At 69.6% G+C, this 24,822-nt stretch carries 22 protein-coding genes; 15 read left to right on the forward strand and 7 right to left on the reverse strand.

The features are described from left to right. Positions 1-3: 3 nt before the first annotated feature. Positions 4-498 (forward strand): GNAT family N-acetyltransferase, encoded by a 495-nt coding sequence (locus tag ACIBI5_RS36825; protein ID WP_397253623.1) that lies wholly within the window; start codon positions 4-6, stop codon positions 496-498. Here the strand turns inward: ACIBI5_RS36825 and ACIBI5_RS36830 are convergent. The 5 genes from ACIBI5_RS36830 to iolC are packed head-to-tail and all read right to left on the reverse strand — an operon-like array spanning position 458 to position 6,001. Further along, positions 458-1,468, reverse strand: a complete 1,011-nt coding sequence (locus ACIBI5_RS36830; RefSeq protein WP_397253625.1) for an AI-2E family transporter — start codon at positions 1,466-1,468, stop codon at positions 458-460. The two genes, ACIBI5_RS36825 and ACIBI5_RS36830, sit on opposite strands and share 41 nt — an antisense overlap. A 33-nt stretch (positions 1,469-1,501) precedes the next feature. Beyond that, on the reverse strand, positions 1,502-3,322 hold the full coding sequence (gene iolD, locus ACIBI5_RS36835; RefSeq protein WP_397253627.1) for a 3D-(3,5/4)-trihydroxycyclohexane-1,2-dione acylhydrolase (decyclizing): 1,821 nt from the start codon (positions 3,320-3,322) through the stop codon (positions 1,502-1,504). Continuing rightward, complete coding sequence (iolB, locus tag ACIBI5_RS36840; RefSeq protein WP_397253629.1) at positions 3,319-4,170, reverse strand: 5-deoxy-glucuronate isomerase; 852 nt, start codon at positions 4,168-4,170, stop codon at positions 3,319-3,321. Before iolB ends, iolD begins: the two co-directional genes overlap by 4 nt. Then, a complete protein-coding gene (locus tag ACIBI5_RS36845) occupies positions 4,167-5,072 on the reverse strand; it encodes a deoxyribose-phosphate aldolase (protein WP_397253631.1) in 906 nt (301 codons plus the stop codon). Before ACIBI5_RS36845 ends, iolB begins: the two co-directional genes overlap by 4 nt. Next, on the reverse strand, positions 5,069-6,001 hold the full coding sequence (iolC, locus tag ACIBI5_RS36850) for a 5-dehydro-2-deoxygluconokinase (RefSeq protein ID WP_397253633.1): 933 nt from the start codon (positions 5,999-6,001) through the stop codon (positions 5,069-5,071). The genes ACIBI5_RS36845 and iolC overlap by 4 nt, the downstream gene beginning before the upstream one ends. Positions 6,002-6,127: 126 nt before the next feature. On the opposite strand from iolC, the gene ACIBI5_RS36855 reads away from it, so the two are divergent. From ACIBI5_RS36855 to ACIBI5_RS36890, 8 genes are read left to right on the forward strand one after another with little or no spacing between them, the layout of a single operon-like run. Next, positions 6,128-7,501, forward strand: coding sequence for an extracellular solute-binding protein (locus ACIBI5_RS36855; protein ID WP_397253635.1), 1,374 nt, complete (start codon positions 6,128-6,130; stop codon positions 7,499-7,501). Then, positions 7,476-8,402, forward strand: coding sequence for a carbohydrate ABC transporter permease (locus ACIBI5_RS36860; protein ID WP_379620417.1), 927 nt, complete (start codon positions 7,476-7,478; stop codon positions 8,400-8,402). Before ACIBI5_RS36855 ends, ACIBI5_RS36860 begins: the two co-directional genes overlap by 26 nt. Beyond that, the gene (locus tag ACIBI5_RS36865) at positions 8,399-9,223 is read left to right on the forward strand and encodes a carbohydrate ABC transporter permease (RefSeq protein WP_379620419.1); all 825 of its coding nucleotides are present in this window, start codon (positions 8,399-8,401) and stop codon (positions 9,221-9,223) included. Before ACIBI5_RS36860 ends, ACIBI5_RS36865 begins: the two co-directional genes overlap by 4 nt. After that, on the forward strand, positions 9,223-10,320 hold the full coding sequence (locus ACIBI5_RS36870; RefSeq protein WP_397253637.1) for an ABC transporter ATP-binding protein: 1,098 nt from the start codon (positions 9,223-9,225) through the stop codon (positions 10,318-10,320). The genes ACIBI5_RS36865 and ACIBI5_RS36870 overlap by 1 nt, the downstream gene beginning before the upstream one ends. Continuing rightward, entirely contained in the window at positions 10,317-11,516 is a 1,200-nt protein-coding gene (locus tag ACIBI5_RS36875) for a CehA/McbA family metallohydrolase (protein ID WP_397253639.1), read from the forward strand. The genes ACIBI5_RS36870 and ACIBI5_RS36875 overlap by 4 nt, the downstream gene beginning before the upstream one ends. A 16-nt stretch (positions 11,517-11,532) precedes the next feature. Then, the gene (locus tag ACIBI5_RS36880; RefSeq protein ID WP_397253641.1) at positions 11,533-12,432 is read left to right on the forward strand and encodes a sugar phosphate isomerase/epimerase family protein; all 900 of its coding nucleotides are present in this window, start codon (positions 11,533-11,535) and stop codon (positions 12,430-12,432) included. Positions 12,433-12,457: 25 nt separating this feature from the next. Further along, entirely contained in the window at positions 12,458-13,540 is a 1,083-nt protein-coding gene (locus ACIBI5_RS36885) for a Gfo/Idh/MocA family protein (RefSeq protein ID WP_397253643.1), read from the forward strand. Then, positions 13,530-16,217: an alpha-mannosidase gene (locus tag ACIBI5_RS36890; protein ID WP_397253645.1), complete on the forward strand. Its 2,688-nt coding sequence runs from the start codon at positions 13,530-13,532 to the stop codon at positions 16,215-16,217. Before ACIBI5_RS36885 ends, ACIBI5_RS36890 begins: the two co-directional genes overlap by 11 nt. Positions 16,218-16,267: 50 nt before the next feature. On the opposite strand, the gene ACIBI5_RS36895 is transcribed toward ACIBI5_RS36890, so the two are convergent. Next, positions 16,268-17,128 carry a hypothetical protein gene (locus tag ACIBI5_RS36895; protein ID WP_397253647.1) on the reverse strand — a complete coding sequence of 287 codons (861 nt, stop codon included), beginning with the start codon at positions 17,126-17,128 and terminating at the stop codon, positions 16,268-16,270. A gap of 56 nt (positions 17,129-17,184) precedes the next feature. Next, complete coding sequence (locus ACIBI5_RS36900) at positions 17,185-17,679, reverse strand: Lrp/AsnC family transcriptional regulator (RefSeq protein WP_397095337.1); 495 nt, start codon at positions 17,677-17,679, stop codon at positions 17,185-17,187. 203 nt (positions 17,680-17,882) lie between these two features. Here ACIBI5_RS36900 and ACIBI5_RS36905 point away from each other — a divergent pair, with 203 nt between their 5' ends. The 6 genes from ACIBI5_RS36905 (at position 17,883) to ACIBI5_RS36930 (ending at position 24,810) form a co-directional block, all read left to right on the forward strand. Then, entirely contained in the window at positions 17,883-19,316 is a 1,434-nt protein-coding gene (locus ACIBI5_RS36905) for a gamma-aminobutyraldehyde dehydrogenase (protein WP_397253649.1), read from the forward strand. After that, on the forward strand, positions 19,317-20,375 hold the full coding sequence (locus ACIBI5_RS36910; protein WP_397253651.1) for an ABC transporter ATP-binding protein: 1,059 nt from the start codon (positions 19,317-19,319) through the stop codon (positions 20,373-20,375). Positions 20,376-20,380: 5 nt separating this feature from the next. After that, positions 20,381-21,610 carry a PotD/PotF family extracellular solute-binding protein gene (locus tag ACIBI5_RS36915; RefSeq protein WP_397253653.1) on the forward strand — a complete coding sequence of 410 codons (1,230 nt, stop codon included), beginning with the start codon at positions 20,381-20,383 and terminating at the stop codon, positions 21,608-21,610. Positions 21,611-21,612: 2 nt separating this feature from the next. After that, a complete protein-coding gene (locus tag ACIBI5_RS36920; RefSeq protein ID WP_184965500.1) occupies positions 21,613-22,470 on the forward strand; it encodes an ABC transporter permease in 858 nt (285 codons plus the stop codon). After that, positions 22,467-23,255: an ABC transporter permease gene (locus ACIBI5_RS36925; protein WP_397253656.1), complete on the forward strand. Its 789-nt coding sequence runs from the start codon at positions 22,467-22,469 to the stop codon at positions 23,253-23,255. The genes ACIBI5_RS36920 and ACIBI5_RS36925 overlap by 4 nt, the downstream gene beginning before the upstream one ends. Before the next feature lie 160 nt (positions 23,256-23,415). Next, positions 23,416-24,810, forward strand: a complete 1,395-nt coding sequence (locus ACIBI5_RS36930) for an NAD(P)/FAD-dependent oxidoreductase (RefSeq protein WP_397253658.1) — start codon at positions 23,416-23,418, stop codon at positions 24,808-24,810. The last annotated feature ends 12 nt before the right edge of the window (positions 24,811-24,822 follow it).

The following is a 24,822-nucleotide window of genomic DNA, read 5'->3' on the forward strand; positions in this document are numbered from 1 at the left end:
CCTATGCCATTCACCGTGCGACCCATCGTCCCCGGCGATCTGGAACAGGTTGTCGAGATCTTGACCGCGAGCTGGGGCGACACCCACGTCATCGCGCTGACCTGGGGCGAGATGATCGACGCGAGTACGTTGCCCGGCTTCGTCGCGGTCGCCGACGACGACAGGATCGCCGGGCTGATCACCTACACCGAGCGCGACGGCAGCGTGGAGATCGTCACGATCGACGCCGTCGTCAAGGGCGCCGGGGTCGGTACGGCCCTGCTGGACGCGGTCCGCGAGGTGGCGCAGCGGCGTGGCATGCGCCGCCTGACGCTGATCACCACCAACGACAACACCAGGGCGCTGGCCTTCTACCAGCGTTACGGCTTCGACCTGGTCGCGCTGCGCCGCGACGCGATCACCCGTACCCGTGAGCTCAAGCCGAGCATCCCGGAGCTGTCGGAGGACGGCATCCCGATCAGGCATGAGCTGGAGCTCGAGCTGCCTCTCGATTCCTGATCAACGCCACGATCACCGAGGCCACCGGCGCGGCCAGGAACGCGCCGGTGATCCCGGCGACCACGCTGCCCACGGCGATCGCCAGCAGGATGACCGCGCCGGGCAGGTCCAGCGCTCTCCCGTAGATCTGCGGCGCCAGCACGTGGCCCTCCACCTGCTGGACCAGGATCGTGACGCCGACCACGATCAGCGCCACCAGCCAGCCCTTGGCCACGAACGCCACCACGGCGGCGAACAACCCGGCCATAAACGCCCCCACCACCGGCAGGAACGCCCCCACGAACGTCAGTACGGCCAGCGGCAGCGCGATCGGCACGCCCAGGATCCACAGCGCGACCCCGATGAAGAAGCCGTCCACGAGCCCGACCATCGCGATGCCCCGGATGTAGCGTCCGATGACGCCGAAGACGACGTCGCCCGCCTCGCGCAGGTGCGGCCTGGCCTTGACCGGCGCCAGGTCGGTCAGCCAGGCGAACAGCCGGTCACCGCCGTGGACGAAGTAGATGGCCAGGATGAGCGCCAGCACCGCGCCGATCACGATCTCACCGGCGGTGCGGACCCCGGCGATCGCTCCGGTGGCGATGGAGCGGGACTGCTCGGTCAGGTACGCCTGGACCTGCTTCGACATCTCCGACAGCCGGGTGTCGTCGAGCCCGAGCGAGCGGGCGAAGTTGTGCAGGTCGTCCAGGGCCTTGCCGAGGCTGGCCCGCAGCTGCCCGAGCCCGTCGACGGTGGCGGGGACGAGGAGCCAGAAGAAGACTCCGCCGATCACCAGCGCGCCCAGGCAGACCACGGTCGTGGCCAGGGCCCGGTTCAGTCCTTTGCCCCGCAGCCAGGTGAACGGCGGCAGGAGCAGGGCCGTGATGAACACCCCGATGATCACCGAGATGGCGACGGTCCTGACGAACCAGACGCAGTAGAGGATCACCGCGATCAGCGCGATCCATCCGAGCACCCGCCATGGCTTCATGATCAGGGCGTTCCCCTGGGCGGCGCCGCGTAATCAGTGCTGGGAGCGCTTGGCCTCCTCGTAGGCGGCGCGGGCGGGGCTGCCGACCTCGGCGACCGGCACGTCCCACCAGGCCTCGGAGGAGGGAGCGTCCACGTGCGGGTCGGCCTTCACGTAGATCACGGTGGTCTCGTCGGCCGCTCGCGCGCTCTCCAGGGCCTTGCGCAGGTCGTCGCCGGTCTCGGCGCGGATCACGCGCGCGCCCAGGCTGGCGGCGTTGGCGGCCAGGTCGACCGGCAGCGGACCGCCGTCGTAGCGGCCCGAGCCCCGGTAGCGGTAGGCGGTGCCGAGGCGTTCGGCGCCCACGCTCTCCGACAGCCGGCCGATCGAGGCGAAGCCGGAGTTGTCGACCAGCACCACGATCAGCTTGACGCCCTCGGCGACCGCCGTGACCAGTTCCTGGGCCATCATCAGGTAGGAGCCGTCGCCGACCAGCACGAACACCTCGCGCTCCGGCACGGCCAGCTTGACGCCGAGCCCGCCGGCGATCTCGTAGCCCATGCAGGAGTAGCCGTACTCGACGTGGTAGGAGCCGGGGCCGCTCGGGCGCCACAGCTTGTGCAGGTCGCCCGGCATCGAACCGGCCGCGCACACCACCACGCCGTCCTCGCCGGCCGCGGCGTTGACCGCGCCGATGATGGCGGGCTGGGGCAGCGGTGTGCCGTCCAGCGCGTGCGCGGCCTCGACCTGGGCGTCCCAGGCGCGGGTCAGCTCGGCCGTCATGGTGCGGTAGACGCCGGCCGTACCCCAGCCGTCGAGGGCCTGGGCGAGGTCGGCCAGGCCCTCGCGGGCGTCGGCCACCAGTTGCAGGCCCGACAGCTTGGCCGCGTCGAAGGAGGTGATGTTGAGGTTGACGACCTGCGCGTCCTGGTCGAACAGCGAGCGCGAGGCGGTGGTGAAGTCGCTGTAGCGGGTTCCGACGCCGATGATCAGGTCGGCCTCGCGGGCGAGCGCGTTGGCCGCCGTCGTGCCCGTCGCGCCGACCGCGCCGGCCGCCAGCGGGTGCCCGTACGGCAGGGCGCCCTTGCCGGCCTGCGTCTCGGCGACCGGCACGCCGTACCGCTCGGCGAAGGCGCGCAGTTCCTCCGTCGCCTCGCTGTAGATCACCCCGCCGCCGGCGACGATGAGCGGCCGGGCCGAGCGCCTGATCAGCTCGGCGGCGCGGGCGAGCGCGGCGGGTTCCGGCCGCGGCCGGCCGATGTGCCACACCCGGCGCCCGAACAGCTCCTCCGGCCACTCCCACGCCTCCGCCTGCACGTCCTGCGGCAGCGCCAGCGTCACCGCGCCGGTCTCGGCCGGGTCGGTGAGCACCCGCATCGCCGCGAGCAACGCGGACGGAAGCTGCTCGGGCCGGTTGATCCGGTCCCAGTAGCGCGAGACCGGCTTGAAGGCGTCGTTGACCGACAGGTCGTAGGAGCGCGGATCCTCCAGCTCCTGCAGCACCGGATTGGCCACGCGGGTGGCGAACACGTCACCGGGCAGCAACAGCACCGGCAGCCGGTTGATCGTCGCGCCCGCCGCGCCGGTGATCATGTTGGTGGCGCCGGGACCGACCGAGGTGGTGCAGGCGAGCGTCCGCAGCCGGTTGCTCGCCCGCGCGTAGCCCGCCGCCGCGTGCACCATGGCCTGCTCGTTCCTGCTCAGCAGGTACGGCAGCGCCGCATCCGTGGCCAGCGCCTGCCCGAGCCCCGCCACGTTCCCGTGCCCGAAGATCCCGAAGATCCCGCCGAACATCCGGTGCTCGGCGCCGTCGCGCTCGGTGCGCTGAGCGGCGAGGAAGCGCAGGGTCGCCTGGGCGACGGTCAGCCGGATCATGAGGTCCTCCCGAACGGCAGACGAGGGTCGACCTCCTGACCGTCCCACGTGTCGCGGATCCAGGTGTGGCGCGGGTCGTCGCAGAAGGCCATGGAACGCTCACCGGACGGCCCGGCGAGCACGTTGAGGTAGTAGAGGTCGTAGCCGGGGGCGGCCATCGACGGCCCGTGGTAGCCGTAGGGGACGAGCACCACGTCGCCGGGTGCGACCTCGGCCAGGGTGTCGATGTGACCGCGTTCCGAGGTGTAGACGCGCTGGTAGCCGGGCCCGCCCTCGAAGTAGTAGATCTCCTCCAGCACCGCCTCGCCCGGGTTGGGGGTGTCGTGCTTGTGGGGCGGGTAGGACGACCAGTTGCCGCCCGGCGTGAGCACCTCGACGGCCACGAGCTTGTCGCAGTCGAAGGCGGCGGGGGAGCAGAAGTTGTTGATCTGCCTGCTGGCCACGCCCGCGCCCCTGATCTCGACCGGGACCCGGTCGGCCGGGACGTGGCGCGGCTCCAGCCGCCGGGTGGCGCGCGCGGCGGGCAGGGCGATGCGGCCGCTGCCGCGCAGGATCACCTCGGTGTGGATCGGCAGGTACGCGAAGTCGCTGGGCCCGGCGAAGACCGACGGGCGGCCGGCCAGGTGGAAGGTGGTGGTGCCGCCTTCGACCGGGGCGGCGAAGGTGACCGTGCAGGAGCCGGACAGCGGCAGGACGAGCATCTCCTCCTCTCCGGTCTCGAAGGCCACCGGGGCGTCGTCGGTCAGGTCGGCCACGCGCAGGGCCGAGTAGGTCCAGCCGGCCAGCTCGGGGGTGATCTCCACCGACCACGGGGCCGAGGCGGCCTTGCCGTACGGGATGTGGGTCATCGTGAGGCCTCCCTGACCAGGGACGCGGCGCCGTCCACGGCGGCGGCGACGTCGTCGTCAGGAGGGTAGAGCAGCGCACGTCCCACGACGAGGCCCCGCACGCCCGGCAGTTCCAGGGCGCGGCCCCAGTCGGCGAAGGCGGCGTCGATGTCCGGCGGGTCGCCGCCGAGCAGGAGGGCGGGCAGCGTGGTGGCGGCCATGACCCGTTCCATCTCGGGGATCGCCGGGATCTTCAGCCAGGTGTAGGCGGAGGTCGCGCCGAGCGCCTGGCCCACGCTGATGGCCCTGATGACCGCCTCGGGCGACAGGTCGTTGCGTACGGGGCCGCCGTTGGCCCGGCTGGACCAGAACGGCTCGACCATCGCCACGAGGCGCCGCTTGGCCAGGTCGGTGACGGCGTGCGCGCACGACTCCAGCGTGGCGACGGTGCCGTGGTCGGCCGGGTCGATGCGGCACAGCATCTTGCCGCCGTCCAGGCGCATGGCGTCGATGGCGGCGGCGTCGAAGCCGGTGAACCTGTCGTCCAGCTCGAAGACGGCGCCCTGGATGCCGGCGCGGTTCATGGAGCCGAAGGCCAGCTTGCCCTCCAGCGCGCCGAGCAGCAGCAGGTCCTCCAGCACGTCGGGGGCGGCCAGGATGCCGTGCACGCCCGGCCGTTGCAGCGCGAGTTGCAGGCGGTCGAGCAGGTCGGGGCGGCTGGCCATGGCGTACGGCCGGTCGCGCACGCCGAGCGAGCCGCGGGCGGGGTGATCGGCGGCGATGATCATCAGCCGCTCGCCGTCGCCGGGCAGTCCGCGCCGCTGCCGCCTGGCCGCCGCGTGCGCGATCTCCTCAGGCCGGGTCGCCCGGATCCTGGTGAGCCGCTCGTAGCGGTCGGCCCTGGTGAGCGTCAGATCTGTCATGCGCGGCCTTCCATCAGCTGGGTCACCTCGTCGGTGGTGGGCATGGCGTCGGCGCAGGCCAGCCGGGCGGCGACGAAGGCGCCGGCGGCGTTGGCGAAGCGGATCGTGCGCTCCAGCGGCCAGCCGCGCAGCAGGCCCAGGCAGATCGCGCCGCCGAAGGCGTCGCCGGCGCCGATGCCGTTGACGACCTCGACCGCGACCGGTTCGGCCAGCGCCGTCTCAGTACGGCTGCGCGCGAAGACCCCCTTGGGCCCCATCTTCACGATCGCCACCTTCACCCCCGCGTCGAGCAGCGCCTGCGCGGCGGCCTCCGGGTCGCGGGTGCCGACGGCCACCTCAACTTCGTCCAGGTTGCCCACGGCGACATCGGCCAGCGGGAGCACCTGGCGGACCGCCTCCTCGGCGGGTCCCTTCCACAGAGTGGGCCGGTAGTCGAGGTCGAAGACGGTCCAGCCGGCGTCGCCGCGGGCGGCCAGGGCGGCGGCGTGCGCGGCCCGGCTGGGCTCCATGCTCAGCCCGGTGGCGCTGAACCAGAAGACCTTGGCGGCCCTGATCGCGTCGAGGTCGAGGGACTCGGGCGTGATGCGCAGGTCCGGCGGGTGCTCACCTCGGTAGAAGTAGATCGGGAAGTGGTCGGGCGGGAAGATCTCGCAGAAGGTCACGGGGGTGGGCGCCTCGGCGAAGGTCGTGACGTGGCGGTTGTCGACGCCGAAACCCGCGATGGCCGAGCGCACGTAGTCGCCGAACGGGTCGGCGCCCACCGCGGTGATCACCGCGGAGCTCAGGCCGTGGCGCGCGGCCGCGACGGCCACGTTGGTCGGGCTGCCGCCGAGGAACTTGCCGAAGCTTTCGACCTGGGCCAGTCCGACGCCTGTCTGCAGCGGATAGACGTCGACGCCGCAGCGGCCGATCGTGATCAGATCGAACAAGCTACCTCCCGGGACTCGGACCTAGCATGGCATATTGTCATGACATTCTGATGTCCGCTATGTTGCAAATTACGTCCTGCCCGAAACCCGCATATACCCCCTTTTAGGACGTTCTGGAGGGTTCGCATGAGATTGCGAAAAATCTCGGCTGTCGCCGTCCTGGCCCTGTCGGCCGCCGCCTGCGGCCAGTCGTCCGGCGGCGGCGGTGACACCATCGAGCTGACGATCACCCAGAACGCGATCGCCGGCGGCAAGAACGCCAAGGGCGCCGAGTACATCGCGAAGTGGGTCATTCCCCAGTTCGAGGCGGCCCAGAAGGCGAAAGGGAAGGACGTCAAGGTCAAGTTCATCCCGAGTGGGGTCGACGACGAGCAGTACAAGACCAAGCTCTCCCTGGACCTGAAGTCCGGCAAGGGGGCGGACGTCTTCGACATCGACGGCATCTGGATGGGCGAGTTCGCCGAGGCCGGCTACATCAAGCCGCTGGCCGAGGTGGCGGGCCCCGAGGCGGAGTCCTGGGAGGGCTGGAGCCAGATCCCCGAAGCGGTCCAGGGCCTGGCCACCTTCAGCGGCAAGAAGCACGCGCTGCCCGTCGGCACCGACGGCCGCGTCCTCTACTTCAACAAGACGCTCATGACCAAGGCGGGCCTGCCCGCCGACTGGCAGCCGAAGAGCTGGCAGGAGATCCTCGACGCCGGCGCCAAGCTCAAGTCCGCGGGCGTGCCCGTGCCGATCCAGATCAACGCCGGCACCGCGATGGGCGAGGCCACTTCCATGCAGGGCGTGCTCCCGCTGCTGGCCGGCGCCGGCGGCGAGGTGCAGAAGGACGGCAAGTGGACCGGCGCCGCCCAGCCGCTCAAGGACGCGCTCGGCCTCTACCAGAAGATCTACTCGCAGGGCCTGGGCGACCCCAAGCTCCAGCAGGAGGCCAAGGGCCGCGACAAGTCCTTCGCCCAGTTCGCCGAAGGCAAGATCGGCATCCTGATGGAGGGCGACTACTTCTGGCGCGGTGTCGTCAACCCCACCGACGGCGTGGCCAAGATGGCCGACCGCGACCAGACCGTCGGCTACGCGAAGATCCCCGCGATGGAGGCCGGCAAGGGCCTGCGCGGCCAGGACTTCGTCAGCATGTCCGGCGGCGCGCTGCGCACGCTCAACCCCAACAGCAAGCACCCCAAGGAAGCCTTCGAACTGCTCGCCTTCACGCTCTCCGCCGAGGGACTGAAGGAGGAGACCAAGAACGGCAACGTGCGCATCACCCCGCGCACCGACGTCAACAAGGAGATCCTGACCGGCGACCCGCTGCTGGCCTACATCTCCGAGGAAGTGCTCCCGCTGACCGCCTACCGGCCGCCGGTCGCGCTCTACCCGCAGGTCTCCACGGCCCTGCAGGAGGCCACGGCCGCCGTGGTGAGCGGGAAGACGCCGGACGAGGCCGCCGCGGAGTACCAGAAGAAGCTCGAAGGAATAGCCGGTGGCGCTGGCAACATCGCCTCCTGAGGCCCCGGCGCCCCCGGACAGGAAGACCTACAGCTCTGACGCGGCCGGTCTCGGCCGCGTCAGAGCGTCGGTCTTCGCCGCGCCCGCGCTCCTGCTCATCGCGGTCTTCCTGGTCTTTCCCGCGCTCTGGGTGCTCTACCTCAGCATCACCAACTACCGCCTCAGCGGGGTGCAGGCCCGCGACCCGCAGGTCGTCGGCCTCGACAACTTCTTCAACGCGCTGGCCAGCGGCAAGTTCTGGAACTCGACCTGGCTGACCGTGGAGTTCGTGCTCGGCTCCGCGGTCATCGGGCAGGTCGTGCTCGGCTTCACCATCGCGTGGCTGATGCGCGACCGGACCGGCCCGCTCAAGCGCCTGGTCGAGGGCCTGGTCATCCTCGCCTGGATCCTGCCCAGCGCCGTGGTGTCGTTCCTGTGGGTGGCGCTGCTCGACCGCGACGGCGGCACGCTGAACCTGCTGCTCGGCATCCCCGGCTTCGCCTGGCTGCTCGACTACCCGATGTTGTCGATCATCATCTTCAACACCTGGCGCGGCACCGCGTTCTCGATGATGTTGTACGGCGCCGCCCTCGGCAACGTGCCGCCCTCGCACCTGGAGAGCGCCCGCCTGGCCGGAGCCTCCGGCTGGCAGCAGTTGCGCGACGTCGTCTTCCCGCACATCCGCGGCCACATCCTGACCAACCTGCTGCTGATCAGCCTGTGGACGTTCAACGACTTCACCCCGTTCATGCTCACCGCCGGAGGGCCGGACGGGAAGACCGAGATCCTCGCCGTCTACGTCTACAAGGAGGCACTGATCGGCGGGAACCTCGGCGTCGGCGCGGCCATCTCCGCGATCATCCTGCTGATCAACCTCGTGGTCGCCGTGTTCTACCTGCGGCTGCTCAGGAGGAAGTCATGAGCCCGCGGCGCGTACTCGGCCGGATCGGCTTCTACACGCTGATCGCCGTGGTGCTGGCCTTCTTCAGCGTGCCGCTGCTGTGGCTGGCCACGGCCCCGTTCACCAGCGACCCGACCTACGAGGTGTCGCTGCCCGACTTCACGCTCGCCAACTTCCGGGCGATCCTGGAGCATCCGTACGCGCTCGGGTCGCTCTACAACTCGCTGATCCTGGCCGTCGGCACCGCGTTGCTGGTCGTGGTGTTCGCGGCGCTGGCCGCGTACGCGCTGAGCCGGGTGCGCATCCCCGGCCGCGACGGGCTCCTCTACGCGCTCCTGCTGCTGTCGTCGATCATCACCGGCACCGCGGCGATGGTGCCGATCTACCAGCTCGCGGTCGAGCTGAACCTCATCGACACCCACCTCGGCGTCATCCTCATCCTCACCGGCGGCCTGCTGCCCGCGGCGATCTTCATGCTCAAGGACTTCATGGACACCACGCCCAAGTCCTACGAGGAGTCGGCGCGCGTCTTCGGCGCCTCGCCGCTGCAGATCGTGCGGCACGTGGTGGTCCCGCTGGTACGGCCGGGGCTGGCGACCATCGCCGTGTGGGCGATCGCCAACGTGTGGGGCAACTTCCTCATGCCGTACCTGCTGTTCAGCAGTGACCCGGAGAACCAGCCGGCCGCGGTGATCATCTATACGCTCTACACCGAGGGCGGCCAGGCCAACCTGCAGTTGCTGTCGACCTTCGGCCTCCTCTACTCGGTGCCGGTGGTGCTCATGTACCTGTTCGTCAGCAAGAAGTACGGCTTCCGCTTCCACGGAGGGATCAAGCGCTGATGTCGGCCATCGAACTGCGCGGCCTCACCAAGGTCTACCCCGGCGGCGTCCGAGCGCTCGACGCCCTCGACCTGGTCATCCCCGACGGCGAGTTCTTCGCCCTGCTGGGCCCGTCCGGCTGCGGCAAGACCACACTGCTGCGCACCATCGCCGGGCTGGAGACCGCCACCTCGGGCTCGGTCGTCCTCGGCGAGCGCGACGTGACCAACATCCAGCCGGGCGCCCGCGACCTGGCGATGGTCTTCCAGGACTACGCGCTCTTCCCGCACATGGACGTCACCGACAACATCGCCTACCCGCTGCGCATCAAGAAGGTCGCCAAGGCCGCGCGCGGCGACAAGGCCCGCGAGGTCGGCGAACGGCTGGGCCTGGCCCAGCTCATGGACCGGCGCCCCGGCCAGCTGTCCGGCGGCCAGCAGCAGCGCGTGGCGCTGGCCCGCGTGATGGCCACGCAGGCGCGGGCGTTCCTGTTCGACGAGCCGCTGTCGAACCTCGACGCGCGGCTACGGCTTGAGGCGCGCACGTTCCTCAAGCGGCTGCAGCGCGAACTCGGCGTCACCACCGTCTTCGTCACCCACGACCAGGCCGAGGCCCTGGCGATGGCCGACCGGATGGCGGTCATGGAGGCCGGGCACATCCGCCAGGTCGGCACACCGGCCGAGGTGTTCCAGCGGCCGGCCAACACCTTCGTCGCCTCCTTCATCGGCTCCACGCCGATGAACCTGCTTGACGCCGTCGTAAGGGGCGACAGTCTGGAGGTGTCCGGATGCAAGGTGGCCGTCCCCGAGTCGGCCACCGGCCTGCTCACCGACGGAGAGAAGATCGTGTACGGCGTGCGTCCCGAGTACATGTCCTACTCCGCCGAGCCCGCGGAGGGCGCGCTGGGCGGGAAGGTGTCGATCGTGGAGAACCTGGGAGCGTCCCACCTGGTGACGCTTGAGGTCGGGGCGGCCTCGGTGCAGGCGGTGGTGCCGGAGGGCCGCGAGCCCGTGCCCGGCGACGACGGCTACGCGCTGCCCCGGGCCGACCGCGCGCTGGCCTACCGCGACGGCGACCTGGTCGCCGCCGGACGCGGGGGTATGGAGGCCGGAGCGTGAGCGTGATCCGAGGACACTGGTCGCTGGACGACCGGCTGGAGCGCATTCTGCGCGAGGTGCCGTTCGAGGTGCAGGAGGGGGCGCGGTCGGTGACCGTGCGGCTGTCCTACGACCGCGCCCTGGGCGTGATCGACCTCGGCTGCGGCGGGCCGTCGGGCTTTCGCGGCTGGTCGGGCGGCGCCCGTGACGCGTACACGATCACGACCGAGTGGGCGACGCCCGGTTACCTGCCCGAAGCCTCGGGAGCCGGGCTGGAGGCGGGGCTCTGGCAGGTGTGGCTCCGCCTGCACCGCATCCCGCCTGAGGGCCTGGACTACACGCTGGAGATCGAGACCTCGCCCCAGATCCCGAAATTTCCGGACACTCCAGAGCCGGAGCTCGGCGCCCGCCCCCCTCGGCGCGACATTCCGGATATTTCTGGAATGCGGTGGTACGCGGGTGACTTCCACGCCCACACCGTCCACAGCGACGGCACCCTGACCATCCCCGAACTGGCCGAGCTGGCCGCCTCCCGCGGCCTGGACTTCCTGGCCGTCACCGACCACAACACCGTCAGCCACCACCCCTGGCTGGCCAAGACCGACCGGGGCATCACACTCATCCCCGGCCAGGAGGTCACCACCGACCGCGGCCACGCCAACGTCTTCGGCGACGTCGGCTGGGTCGACTTCCGCGAGCCCGCCGACTCCTGGGCCGAGCACGCGCGCGAACGCGGCGGCCTGATGTCGGTCAACCATCCGCTCGGCGGCGACTGCGCCTGGCTGCTGCCCGTCGAGCGGCGCCCGCGGGTGGCCGAGGTGTGGAGCTCCGGCTGGTGGGATCGCCGCTGGGGCGCGCCGCTGGCGTGGGCCGACGCCTGGCGTGACGACGTGATCGCGATCGGCGGCAGCGACTTCCACCGTCACGGCGGCGACGGCCCGCCCGGCGCGCCCACCACGTGGGTGCTGGCCGAGGACCCGAGCCTGATCCTCGACGCCGTGGCCGCCGGGCGCACCGCCGTCTCGGCGGGACCGGACGCGCCCCTTCTGCTGCGGCTCGGCGACGAACTGCTCGCGCTCGGCGCCGACGGCCTGGTCCTGGTCCGCCCCGACGGGCGCCGCCAGGTGATCAGGGGCGAGCGCGTGCTGCTCCCCGGTACGGCCGGTCAGCACCGCCTGGAGACCTACGAGAACGAAGTGATGGCTCTATGTGCGTGACAGGAGAGAGGCACTCATGCGCGTGACACGGATCGCCAACGCCCCCGTGAGCTTCGGGGTGTTCGAGCTGAGCGACGGGCCCGCGCCCCTGAGCGCCGACGCGATGGTCTCGGCTCTGTCCGAGGCCGGATACCAGGGCATCGACCTGGGGCCGATCGGGTTTCTCGGGACCGGCGAGGAGTTCGCCCGGAGGTTGTCGGCGGCCGGGTTCCTGCTGGCCGGTGGGTGGGCGGACCTGCCCTATGGAGACGCCGCCGGGTTCGCCGCCGGGCTGCCCGCGCTGGACGCCACGCTCGACGTGTTCGACGCGGCGCCGCCGTACGGGGAAGGCTTCGCGCCGCGACCGACGCTCGGCGAGTCCGGATCGCCCGCGCGCTTCGCCCGGCCCGGCGGGAACGCGCCCGGGCTGGAGGCGGACGAGTGGGTCGGGTACGCCAAGCGCGTGCAGGAGGCGGTCGACCGCTGCCGGGCCCGGGGCTACGAGCCGGTCTTCCACCACCACCTCGGCACCAACGTGGAGACGACCGACGAGATCGAACGCCTGCTGGAGCTCACCGACGCCCAGCTCTGCCTCGACACCGGGCACCTGCTGCTGGCCGGTGGCGACCCGGTCAAGGCGCTGCGCGACTGGCGCGGCCGGATCGGGCAGGTGCACGTCAAGGACGGCGATCCGGCCATCCTGGCCGAAGCGCTGGACGACGGCGCCGACCTGCGGGAGATCATGGGCCGCGGCGGGTTCAGCGCGCTGGGCCGCGGCGTCCTCGACCTGCCCGGCGTCGTGCGGGCGCTGGACGAGATCGGCTACCGGGGCTGGATCGTCGTCGAGCAGGACACCCTGCCGGGCCGCCGCCCGATCGCCGACGTCATCGCCGACCAGGCCGCGAACCTGGCCATGCTGAAGGACCTGGGGCTGTGAGCCCGAGGGGGAGGGGGAGCCGACGATGAGCACGAGGCTCGCACTGGTGGGGTGCGGGGCGGTCACCCAGGCCGTCTACGTGCCGCTGTTGTCGAGGCGGCGGGAGTTGTTCGAGGTCACGGCGGTCTGCGACCTGTCGCGGACGCTCGCCGACGCGGTCGGCGACCGGCTCGGGGTGACGCGCCGTTACACCTCGCTGGCCGGCATGCTGGCAGAAGGCGGGTTCGACGCCGTCGTCATGCTCGCCTCCGGCTCCCACGGCGAGCCGGTACGGCAGGCGCTCGCCGCCGGATACGCCGTGTTGTGCGAGAAGCCGCTGGCGCTGACCGAGGCCGAGGTCGCGGCGCTGCCCGAGGGCAGGCTGATGGTCGGCTACATGAAGCAGTACGACCCGGCGGTGCGCAGGGCCGAGGAGATCCTGGCGGAACTGGGCGGGCAGGGCGTGATCCGCTCGGTCGAGGTGACCGTGCTGCACCCGAGCGGGGAGTCGCAGCTGGCCTTCGCCAACCTGGCCCAGGCGCGGGACGTGGACGTCGCGCCGCTGCGGGCCGCCGAGAACGCGATCCTGGACCGGGCGCTGGGCGAACGGGCCACGGCGGAGCTGCGGTCGGTCTACAGCGTGGCGCTGGGCTCGATCTGCCATGACCTGTCGCTGCTGCGGCGTTTCACCGGCGCGCCGGTCGCCGTGGATCACGTGGAGCACTGGGGTGGTTCGCCCGGCTCAATCGAGATTTCTGGGCCTTTGCCGGTTGCCGGGCGATATTCCATTCGATGGCATTACCTGGAGGACTATCCGGCCTACCGGGAGACCGTCGCCATCCACCACACCAAGGGCACGCTGGAGCTGGCCTTCCCCGCCCCGTACCTGATGAACGCGCCCACCGTGCTGACCGTCGTCTCCGGGGCCGAGAGCCGCAACGAGTACCGGGACGTGACCGAGGCGTTCGAGACACAGCTGCTGGCCTTCCACGCGTTCGTGACCTCCGGCAAGCCGCCGCTCACCGACGCCGCCGGGGCGCTGGAGGACATCGTCACCGCCCAGCGGATCGCGGCACGCTACGCCGTACAGCATGACCTTGCCCTGGGGGGAGAAGCCCGTGAGCGTTGAGATCGTTCTGGTTCCGCACACGCACTGGGACCGGGAGTGGTACGAGCCGTTCCAGCGCTTCCGGCTGCGGCTGGTGGCGCTGCTCGACGAAGTGATCGAGACCATGGAACGCGAGCCCGGCTACCACTTCACCCTCGACGGGCAACTGGCCTGCGTGGACGACTACCTGGAGGTACGCCCGGAGAACCGCGAGCGCCTGGCCGCGCTGGTGCGCTCCGGGCGGCTGGCCGTGGGGCCGTGGCAGATCTTGCTGGACGAGTTCCTGTGCTCGGGCGAGAACATCGTGCGCAACCTGGAGCTCGGGCTCTCCCGCGCCGACAAGCTCGGCGGGGCGATGGAGGTCGGCTACCTGCCGGACATGTTCGGGCACGCCGCTCAGATGCCGCAGATCCTTCGGCGGGCGGGGCTGGAGCACGCCTGCGTCTATCGTGGTGTGCCGTCGAAGGTGGTCACCGACGCCTTCGCCTGGGTCGCGCCCGACGGAAGCGCCGTCCGCACGCAGTACCTGCCCGAAGGCGGCTACGGCAACGGCGTCGACCTGATCCACGGCGCCGGGAAGCTGGAGGAGCGCGCGGCCGCCTTCGCCCGGCGGATGCGCCCGTGGCACGGACCCGAGGGCCCGCTGCTGGCCATGTACGGCACCGACCATTCCGCCCCGGTCGCCGGGCTGCCGGAGCTGGTCGCGTCCATGGGCTCCCGCATGGACACCTTGTCCGGATACATCGAGGCGTTCGACCCGTCCGTCCACGGCCTGCCCCGCGTCGAAGGCGAGCTGCGCTCGCACGCCCGCGCCAACATCCTGCCCGGCGTCATCTCCGTGCGCGCCCACGTCAAGCAGGCCATGGGCCGCGCCGAACGCATGGTCGAGCGCTACGCGGAACCGCTGGCCGCCCTGTGGGGCGAGGACTGGCCGGGCCGCTTCCTCGACATGGCCTGGTGGCGCCTGGTCGACGCCAGCGGCCACGACTCCGTCACCGGCTGCGGCGTCGACGAGACCGCCCAGCAGGTCGCCGCCCGCATCGCCGAAGCCGAACACCTCGGGCAGGCCGTGCGCGACATGGTCACCAGCCGCCTGTCCGCGGCCGTCCCGTCCGACGGCGTCCTCGTCATCAACCCCACTCCCACGGTACGGCGCGGCGTCGTCCTGACCCAGGTCGCCGGCCAGGACCCGCTCGCCGGACCCGACGGCCCCCTCCACACCCAGACCCTCGAATACGAGCCCACCCTGCTGCTCGACGAGGAGATGGACCCCGAGCTGGCCTTCTCCTTCATCCACGGCCCCGAGCTCTACGGCCAGCACATCACCGGCTGGAACGTCGAGGACGGCGTCCTGACCTTCACCGTCGCCCGGAACAGCGACGAGACCTTCGACACCGCCGACATCGCCGCCGCGGCCGCCGGGGTCACCCGGGTCCGCATCCTGGCCGAGCCCCGCCGTACCGTGGCCGCGCTGGTCGAGGTCCCCGCGCTGGGCCACACCAGCCTGCGTCCCGTCCCCTGGGAGCCCGGCCTGACCTCGGCGGGCGGCATCGCGCCGGCCCGCGCGGAGGGGCAGGTTCTGGACAACGGCCTGCTCCGGGTCGAGGTGGCCGGCGACGGCACCCTCACCCTGACCGGTCCCGACGGTGTGACCGTCACCGGCGCCGGACGTGTCGTGGACGGCGGCGACGCCGGAGACACCTACAACTACGCGCCGCCGGCCGGTGACCGCCTGGTGTCGGAGCCGGTCGTGGTCGAGGTCTCCCCGGTGTGGTCGGGGCCGCTGGTGGCCGCCTTCGACATCCGCCGCACGTACCTGTGGCCCGCCACCGAGTCCGAACCCATGACCGGCGCCGACCACGCCCGCGTCCCCCAGCTCGCCGCCCCCGACCCCGGCCGCGGTACCACCACGGTCGAAACGGTCGTGGAGACGCGAGTCGAACTGCGGGCCGGTGAGCCGTTCGTCCGGCTGCGCGTGGAGTTCGACAACCGGGTCAACGACCACCGGGTCCGCCTGCACGTCCCGTTGCCGGTCGCGGCGACCTCGTCGTACGCGGAGGGTCAGTTCGCCGTCGTCGAACGCGGCCTCAGCCCGGAAGGCGGCTGCGGCGAAACCCCGCTGCCCACCTACCCCGCCTCCGGCTGGGTCGCCGCGGGCGGTGTGGCCGCCCTGCTGGAGCACGTCACCGAGTACGAGCTCACCGGCCAGGAACTCGCCCTCACCCTGCTGCGCTCGGTCGGCTTCCTGTCCCGCAACCGCAACGCCCTGCGCCCGGAACCCGCCGGCCCCCAGATCCCCACCCCGGCGGCCCAGTCCCGCGGGCTTCGCTCGGTGAGCTTGGCGCTGATGCCGTACAGCGGAGACTGGAGCGAGATCCCCGCCGCGGCCGAAACCTTCCGCCACGACCTGCTGGCCGTCGCCGGCACCGGCACCGGCGACCTGCCCGAGCCCCAGAGCGGCCTGTCGATCACCGGCCCAGGCGTGGTGATGACCTCGCTGCGTCGCCGCGACGACTGGAAGGAACTCCGCATCGTCAACTACGCGGCTGCGGATACCACGGCCACCATCAAGGGATCCTTCACCGAAGCCCGCCAAGCCGACCTCCGCGGCCGCCCCGGCGACGAACTGCCCACCACCCCAGGCCACCTCAACCTCCCCCTCGGCCCTTGGGAGATCGCCACGGTCCAGTTCCGCTGACCAAACAGCGCAGCACCGCCCCTTCGGTTAGGGGCGGTGCTGCTGGACGGTCAGGAGGTGAAGAGCTCGTCGGTCGTGGTGACGGAAACGGCGCGTTCGAGCCAGCCAGTGAGGGTGTCGAAGTCAGTGCACGTCTGGATGCGGGCGCGCTGCTCATCGGTGACAGGGATACCTCGGGCGTGCAGCACGAGGACTATCGCCTCCGCTCTGTCTTCGGCTCTGCCTTCCGCGCGCAGACTCCGGGCATACTCGCCCTGGTACAGGAATGACGTGGTCGCCATGAGCCGCTCCATTTCCTTCTGCGCGTCACCGGCCAAGGCGACGGTCACGTATTCAGCATGGCGAGCCGCCTCAGACGGGTCGATGCTGTTCAGGGCTGTGGTGAGGGTGGCCAGGATGGTCTGGATCTCCGGGTCCTGCCCGTGGGTGATGGCCGAGATGGCGGCCAGGCCGATGTTGCCCACCGCCGTGGCGACATCGGTGATGACGGGGGTGTTGCCGGGGCCGATCACCAAGGGGATGAGGGTCAGCCCGGGGTGTCCGGTGTGGATGGCCTTGGACGCCCAGCGGGCGGTGGTCTCGCTGGGGCAGATGACGATGAGACAGGCGGGGCAGTTGTACCGGGCCCGCATGTTGGCGATGTACGCCAGCCACGTCTCGTGCTTGACGGGGTCGCAGGCGAGCTGCACTTCGGTGATGACCGCGAGCCGGTCTTCGTCGGTCCCATAGAGGACGGCGCCGTCCGCGCGGTACTCGGCGGGAACGCACTCCGACAGCGAGCAGGTCACCACTTGGCCGCTGTCGGCGGGGATGCGGAGGCTGTCACCGAACAGGGACTCCAGCATGTGGGCGGTATGCCCGGGGTCGAGGGTGGCGATACCCACCAAGCCCTCGTGAAGGGGGGTAACCATGGGGTAAAGCTACGGTCAGGGTTTGGTCAGCTACGCTGTGTATCCAAAATGTCCCTTTACCTGGTACCCCAGGAATACGTCTGCTTGCGGAGCTTCAGGTAAACGAAGGACTCGGTGGCGCGGACCGCGGGGATGGCGCGGATCTTGCTGAGGATCTCCAGCAGGTGGGAGTCGCCCTCGCAGACCACCTCGACGATCACGTCGAAACTGCCCGCCGTCAGCACCACGTAGTCGATCTCGTCGATCGCGGAAAGCTCGTCGGCCACGAGCTCCAGGTCGCCTTCACAGTTGACGCCGATCATGGCCTGGCGCGGGAAGCCGAGCGTCAGCGGGTCCGTGACCGCGACGATCTGCATCACCCCCGCGTCCTGCAGTCGCTGCACACGCTGACGGACCGCGGCCTCCGAAAGTCCGACCGCCTTGCCGATCGCGGCGTACGGCATCCGCCCGTCATTCTGCAGCTGCTCGATGATCTGCTTCGACAAATCGTCGAGCACGACCGGCCCGGAAGCGGCCTCGTTGCTTCGGCGTACGCGAGGCGGGGTCGTCATCGCGGGGAATCCTCCTACCAGTCCGGCGTTACGGGCGCATTCCCGCTAGCTTGCCGTCCTGGTGCGACATGCTGTCAGTTCTCCCCGTCCTGTCAAGCGAATTCGTAGCAATTCGGTATCCTTTGCTTCGGAATCCCTTGTCTAGATGCGGTTACTCTGTCAGAGTCGCGGCATCTCAGCCACGTTCACCAGGAGGTCACACGTTGACCAGCCGTCTGCAGAACTTCATCAACAATGAGTTCGTGGACGCCAAGAGCGGCCGATTCTCCGATGTCATCGATCCTTGTACCGGCGAAGCCTATCTTCAGGCTCCGATCTCCGGTCCAGAGGATGTCGATGCCGCCTACGCCGCCGCGGCTGCCGCGTTCGAGTCGTGGGGTCAGACCACGCCGGGAGAGCGGGCCAATCTCCTGCTCAAGGTCGCCGAGGCGATCGAGGCGAGGGCCGATGAGATCAACGAGGCTGAGTGCCTCAACACCGGCAAGCCCCGCGCCCGCATGGCCGAGGACGAGACTCCGGTCGCGGCCGACCACTTCCGGTTCTTCGCCGGTGCGGCCAGGACCCTTGAGGGCCCGACGGCCGGTGAGTTCCTCGCCGAGCACACAAGCGTCATCCGGCACGAGCCGATCGGCGTCATCGGCCAGGTCACGCCCTGGAACTACCCGATGATGATGGCGGTCTGGAAGATCGCCCCGGCGCTGGCCGCCGGAAACACCATCGTGCTCAAGCCGTCGGACACGACGCCCGTGTCCACCGTCAAACTCGCCGAGATCATCGGCAGCGTCCTGCCGCCCGGCGTCTTCAACGTCGTCACCGGCGACCGCGAGACCGGCGCGCTGGTCGTGGGCCACCCGACCGCCGCCATGGTGGCGATCACCGGCTCGGTCGGCGCGGGCATGGCGGTCGCCAAGACCGCCGCCGACGACCTCAAGCGGGTTCACCTGGAGCTGGGCGGCAAGGCCCCGGTCGTGGTCTTCGAGGACGTCAAGGACCTCAAGACCGCCGCCGAGTCCATCGCCACCGCCGGGCTCTACAACGCCGGCCAGGACTGCACCGCCGCCTGCCGCGTGCTGGTCCACGAGAGCGTGCACGACGAGTTCGTGTCCGCCCTCACCGCGGCCGCCGCCGGTACGGTCACCGGCGACCTGTCCAACGAGGACGCCCTGTACGGCCCGCTGAACAACGAGAACCAGCTGACCAGGGTCCAGGGCTTCATCGAGCGGGCCCCGTCGCACGCCAAGGTCCTGACCGGCGGCCACCGCGTGGGCGACAAGGGCTACTTCTTCGCTCCGACCATCGTCGACGGCCTCAAGCAGGACGACGAGATGGTGCAGAACGAGGTGTTCGGCCCGGTCATCACGGTCCAGACGTTCACCGACGAGGCGGACGCGCTGGCCAAGGCCAACGACGTGCGCTACGGCCTGTCGGGCTCCGTCTGGACCTCCGACCACGGCCGCGCGATGCGGATGTCGAACAGGCTCGAGTTCGGCGTGGTGTGGGTCAACACGCACATCCCGTTCGTGAGCGAGATGCCGCATGGCGGCTTCAAGCACTCCGGCTACGGCAAGGACCTGTCGGTCTTCGGTCTTCACGACTACACGCGCGTCAAGCACGTCATGCACTACATCGGAGACTAGATGCACGCGATCCAGCTCGATGACGTCGTCAAGGAATACCAGTCGCACGGCGAGGTCGTCCAGGCTGTGAAGGGCGTCACGCTGGAGATCGCCGAGGGGGAGTTCTTCTCCCTCCTCGGCCCCTCCGGTTGCGGCAAGACCACGACCATGCGCATGATCGCGGGCTTCGAGGAGCCCTCGAAGGGCGTGGTCAAGCTGCTCGGGAAGGACGTCACCAACGTCCCGCCCAACAAGCGCGATGTGAACATGGTCTTCCAGTCCTACGCGCTGTTCCCGCACATGAACGTGTGGGACAACGTGGCCTTCGGGCTCAAGCAGAAGGGCGTCGCCCAGGCCGAGATCCGGCAGCGGGTGACCGAGATGCTGGAGATCGTCGACCTGACCGGCCGCGAGAAGCGCCGCCCGAGGGAGATGTCCGGCGGCCAGCAGCAGCGCGTGGCGCTGGCCAGGGCATTGGTCAACCGCCCGCGCGCGCTCCTGCTCGACGAACCGCTCGGCGCCCTCGACCTGAAGCTGCGCCAGGCCATGCAGATCGAACTCAAGCGCATCCAGCGCGAGGTCGGCATCACCTTCGTCTACGTCACGCACGACCAGAACGAGGCGCTGACGATGAGCGACCGCATCGCCGTCATGAACGACGGCCTGGTGGAACAGCTCGCCGGCCCGCGTGAGATCTATGAGCGCCCGGCGACGCAGTTCGTCGCCGGCTTCATCGGCACGTCCAACCTTCTCGCCGGTACGGCTGCCGCCGGCGTGCTGCCCATCGGCGGTGGCCGGGTCCTGGTTCCGGGCCAGGACGGCGACGTTTCGGTCACCGTACGCCCGGAGAAGATCACCATCGACACCGCTGAGCCGAACGGCCAGGTCAGCGCGGTGCCGGGCACGGTCGCCGAAGTGGTCTACCTCGGCACCTACAACAGTTACGCCGTGGCCCTCGCCGACGGGGCCGAGGTCACGGTATTCCAGCAGAACGCGCACGACTCCACTACCACGGCCGAGCGGGGTGACTCGGTCTGGCTGTCGTGGCAGCCGCAGCACTCATATGTGATTGGAAGTTGAAGGCCATGGACCCCGTGAACAAGATCGCCCTTCTGCGTGGGATGACGCAGACCCGCACCCGGCGTGAGGCGTTGCGGCTCGCCGGGCTGTCGGCCACCGGACTGATGCTGGCCGCCTGCGGTGTGCAGGGTCAGAAGCAGGCCCCGGCCAAGCCGGACGCGGTCCAGGAGTATTGGGCCAAGCAGAAGAAGACCGGCAAGGTCGTCTTCGCCAACTGGCCCGAGTACATGCCCGAGGACAAGAAGCCGCTGGAGGAGTTCAAGAAGGCGACCGGTATCTCTTACGAGTACAAAGAGGTCATCGACGAGAACGCCTCCTTCTTCGGCAAGGTCGACCCCGTGCTCAGGGCGGGCCAGTCTCTCGGCTACGACATCGTGGTCATGACGAACGGAATCCAGCTCCAGCACATGATCGAGCTGGGCTACGTGGTCCAGCTGGACCAGTCGAAGCTGCCGAACTTCAACGCCAACGCGGGCGCCAAGTACAAGGACCGCGCCTACGACCCGGGCAACGTCTACACCGTGCCCTACACCTCGGGCATCACGGGGATCGCGTACAACACCAAGTACATCAAGGACGACATCACCAGCATCAACGCGTTGTTCGATCCCAAGTACAAGGGCCGCGTCGGGATGATGCGCGACGCCCAGGAGATCGGCAACTTCGGCATGTTCGCGCTGGGCATCGACCCGGAGAAGTCGACGCAGGCCGACTGGGAGAAGGCCGGCGCCAAGCTCAAGGAGCAGCGCGACGCCGGGCTGGTGCGCAAGTACTACGACCAGGACTACATCGACGCCGTCTCCAAGGGTGACGTGTGGCTGACGATGGCCTGGTCGGGCGATGTGTTCCAGCGCCAGCTCGCGGGTGAGCCGGTCAAGTTCGTGGTGCCGGGGGAGGGCGGCACGATCTGGACCGACAACATGCTCATTCCCAAGGGCGCGGCCAACCCGATCGACGCGATCACGCTGATGGACTGGTTCTACAAGCCGGAGATCGCCGCCGAGCTGGAGGAGTTCATCCAGTTCGTCACCCCGGTCCCCGCGGCGCACGACATCCTCAAGGCGAAGGTGGGGACGCTGCAGGGCAAGGAGAAGACGGATCTGGAGACGCTGGTCAACAGCCCGCTGATCTTCCCGACCGAGGGTGACTACTCCAAGCTGCGCGGCTACACCCAGCTCACCACCAAGACCGAGCAGGTGTTCAACCGCATCTTCCAGACCGTCACCCAGGCCTAGGCATGAAAGGCCGGCTTACCCCCTACCTGCTCGCACTGCCGAGCTGGCTATGGCTAGGGATCTTCCTGGTGGTGCCGCTGGCGGCGATGGCCTCGGTCTCGACGACCACCGGCAACAACATCGACGGCTTCGTCCAGACCTTCGCCTTCTCCAACTACACCGACGCCCTGAGCCGCTACAGCACCCAGCTGGCCCGCTCGTTCGCCTACGGGGCCATGGCCACCGTGGCGATGCTGGTGATCGGCTACCCGGTGGCGTACTTCATCGCCTTCAAGGGCGGTGCGCGCAAGTCCACCTACCTGTTCCTGCTCCTGCTGCCGTTCTTCGTCTCGTTCGTGCTGCGCACGATCTCGTGGGGCTTCCTGCTGGCCGACGACGGCATCCTGCTCGGCACGCTGAAGGGCTGGGGGCTGCTGCCCGCCGGTTTCCACGTGCTGGCCACGACCTTCTCGGTGGTGGCGGGGCTGACGTACAACTGGCTGCCGTTCATGATCCTGCCGATCTACGTCGCGCTGGAGCGCGTGGATCCGCGCGTGATCGAGGCGGCCCAGGACCTGTACGCGACCCGCCTGGCCGCCTTCCGCAGGGTGGTGCTGCCGCTGTCGCTGCCCGGTGTGTTCGCCGGGGTGCTGATGACGTTCGTGCCCGCCACGGCCGACCCGGTCAACGCCCAGATCCTCGGCGGCACCTCGAACACGATGATCGGCAACGTCATCCAGACCGAGTACCTGACGAACCTGGCCTACCCGTCGGCGTCGGCGCTGTCGTTCACGCTGATGGCGGTGCTGCTGGTGGGCATCTTCATCTACGCCAAGGCCCTGGGCACGGAGAACGTTCTGGAAGCGGCGGCCAACCGATGAGAAGGAACCGTCTGGGCGACCGCCTCCTGCACGCCTACACCTGGCTGATCATCGTCTGGCTGTCCGCGCCGATCGCCGTGATGATCCTCTTCGGGTTCAACGACAAGAAGAGCAAGTCCAACACCAGCTGGCAGGGCTTCACGCTGCGCTGGTACCAGGAGCTCTTCTCGATCTCCGACCTGTCCACCGCCCTGATCAACTCGCTGGTGATCGCGGTCGCCAGCACTCTGGTGACGGCGGTCATCGGCACGATGCTGGGCCTCGCGCTCGGCCGCTTCCGGTTCCGGGGCAAGGGCATCACCAACTTCCTGGTCTTCGTCGCGATCTCGACGCCGGAGCTGGTCATGGGCTCGTCGCTGCTGTCGCTGTTCGTCTCGGCGAACATGCCGCGCGACTCCGTCACGATCATCATCGCGCACGTGCTGTTCTCGCTGTCGTTCGTGACGGTGACCGTACGGGCCAGGGTGGTCACGCTCGACCCCTCGCTGGAGGAGGCGGCCAGGGACCTCGGCGCCACGCCGTGGGGCACCTTCCGGCAGGTGACGCTGCCGGCGATCATGCCGGGTGTCGCGGCCGGGGCGATGCTGGCCTTCGCGCTGTCGGTCGACGACTACGTGGTGACGAGCTTCGTCAACGGCTCCACCATCACGTTCCCGCTGTGGATCGTCGGGTCGGTGAAGACCGGCATTCCGCCGCAGGTTAACGTCATGGGTACGCTGATCTTCGGTGTCGGTGTGCTGATCGCCGTGGCCAACTTCGTCTCGGCTCGGCGGCGCCGTACCTGAGAAATCCGACCTTCCCCCCGCCGGTCGGCGGGGGGTTTGGCATACGACGACAAAGAACAGGGAGGCGAGATCGGATTTCGGCGGGGGGAACCCGTGCGTGATCACTCATAAGATCCCGCAATTTCGTATTTCACACTAACTTCGTAGGGAAGTGGGATTTGTGGATCCGCTGAAGGCGCTTGCTGATGCGGAGCGCAAGCCGTACTGGCTGGACAGTCCGGCCAGACCTGAGCCGCAACCGCGGCTCTTCGGACAGACGACCGCCGACCTCGTCGTCGTCGGCGGGGGCTTTTCGGGGTTGTGGACCGCCCTGATGGCCAAGGAGCGCGACCCCTCCCAGGACGTCGTCCTGCTGGAAGGCCGCAGGATCGGCTGGGCGGCCACCGGCCGCAACGGCGGGTTCTGCATGGCGACCCTCACACACGGGCTCGCCAACGGGCTGGAGCGCTGGCCCGAGGACATCGAGCGGCTCGAGAACATGGGCGTGGAGAACCTCGACGAGATCGAGGCGACCCTGCGCCGCTACGACATCGACTGCTCGTTCGAACGCACCGGCGAACTGCACGTGGCCACCGAGCCGTGGCAGCTGGACGACCTCAACGAGCACCTGGACCTGATCTCCGACCTCGGGCTCGACTACGTGCCCCTGGACCAGCAGCAGGTACGGGCCGAGGTCGACTCGCCCACCTACCTGGGCGGGCTGTGGGAGCGCAGCGGCTGCGCCATGCTCGACCCGGCCAAGCTGGCCTTCGGGCTGCGCGCGGCCTGCCTCAAGCTCGGCGTCAGGATCTACGAGCGCTCGCCGGTCCGGGCCCTCGACGACGACGGCGTCACCATCACGTTGCGCACCCCGCACGGCAGCGCCGCCGCGCCCAAGGTCGCGCTCGGCACCGGCGTCTTCCCGCCGCTGCTGCGCCGGCTCAAGCACTTCGTCGTACCGGTCTACGACTACGCGCTCATGACCGAGCCCATGTCGCCCGGCCAGCTCGCCTCGGTGGGCTGGGCGAACCGGCAGGGCGTCGGCGACTCGGCCAACCAGTTCCACTACTACCGGCTGAGCGACGACAACCGCATCCTGTGGGGCGGCTACGACGCCGTGTACTACAACGGCGGCCACCTCAAGCCCGAGTACGACCAGCGCGACGAGACGTTCGTCAAGCTGGCCGGGCACTTCTACGACACCTTCCCGCAGCTGTCGGGCCTGCGCTTCACCCACCGGTGGGGCGGCGTCATCGACACCTGCAGCCGCTTCTCCGCCTTCTTCGGCCAGGCCCACGGCGGCCGGCTGGCCTACGCCGTCGGCTACACCGGCATGGGCGTGGGCGCCACCCGCTTCGGCGCGAACGTCATGCTCGACCTGCTGTCGGGCGAGCGTACCGAGCGGACAGAGCTGCGGATGGTCAAGGAGAAGCCGTTCCCGTTCCCGCCGGAGCCGGTCCGGTCGGGGGTGATCCAGTTCACCCGGTGGTCGATCGCCCGCGCCGACCTCCACCAGGGCAAGCGCAACCTGTGGCTGCGCACGCTCGACAAGATGGGCCTGGGCTTCGACTCCTGAGTCCCGCGCGCG

Source organism: Nonomuraea sp. NPDC050540 (assembly GCF_044457485.1).
GTDB lineage: Bacteria > Actinomycetota > Actinomycetes > Streptosporangiales > Streptosporangiaceae > Nonomuraea.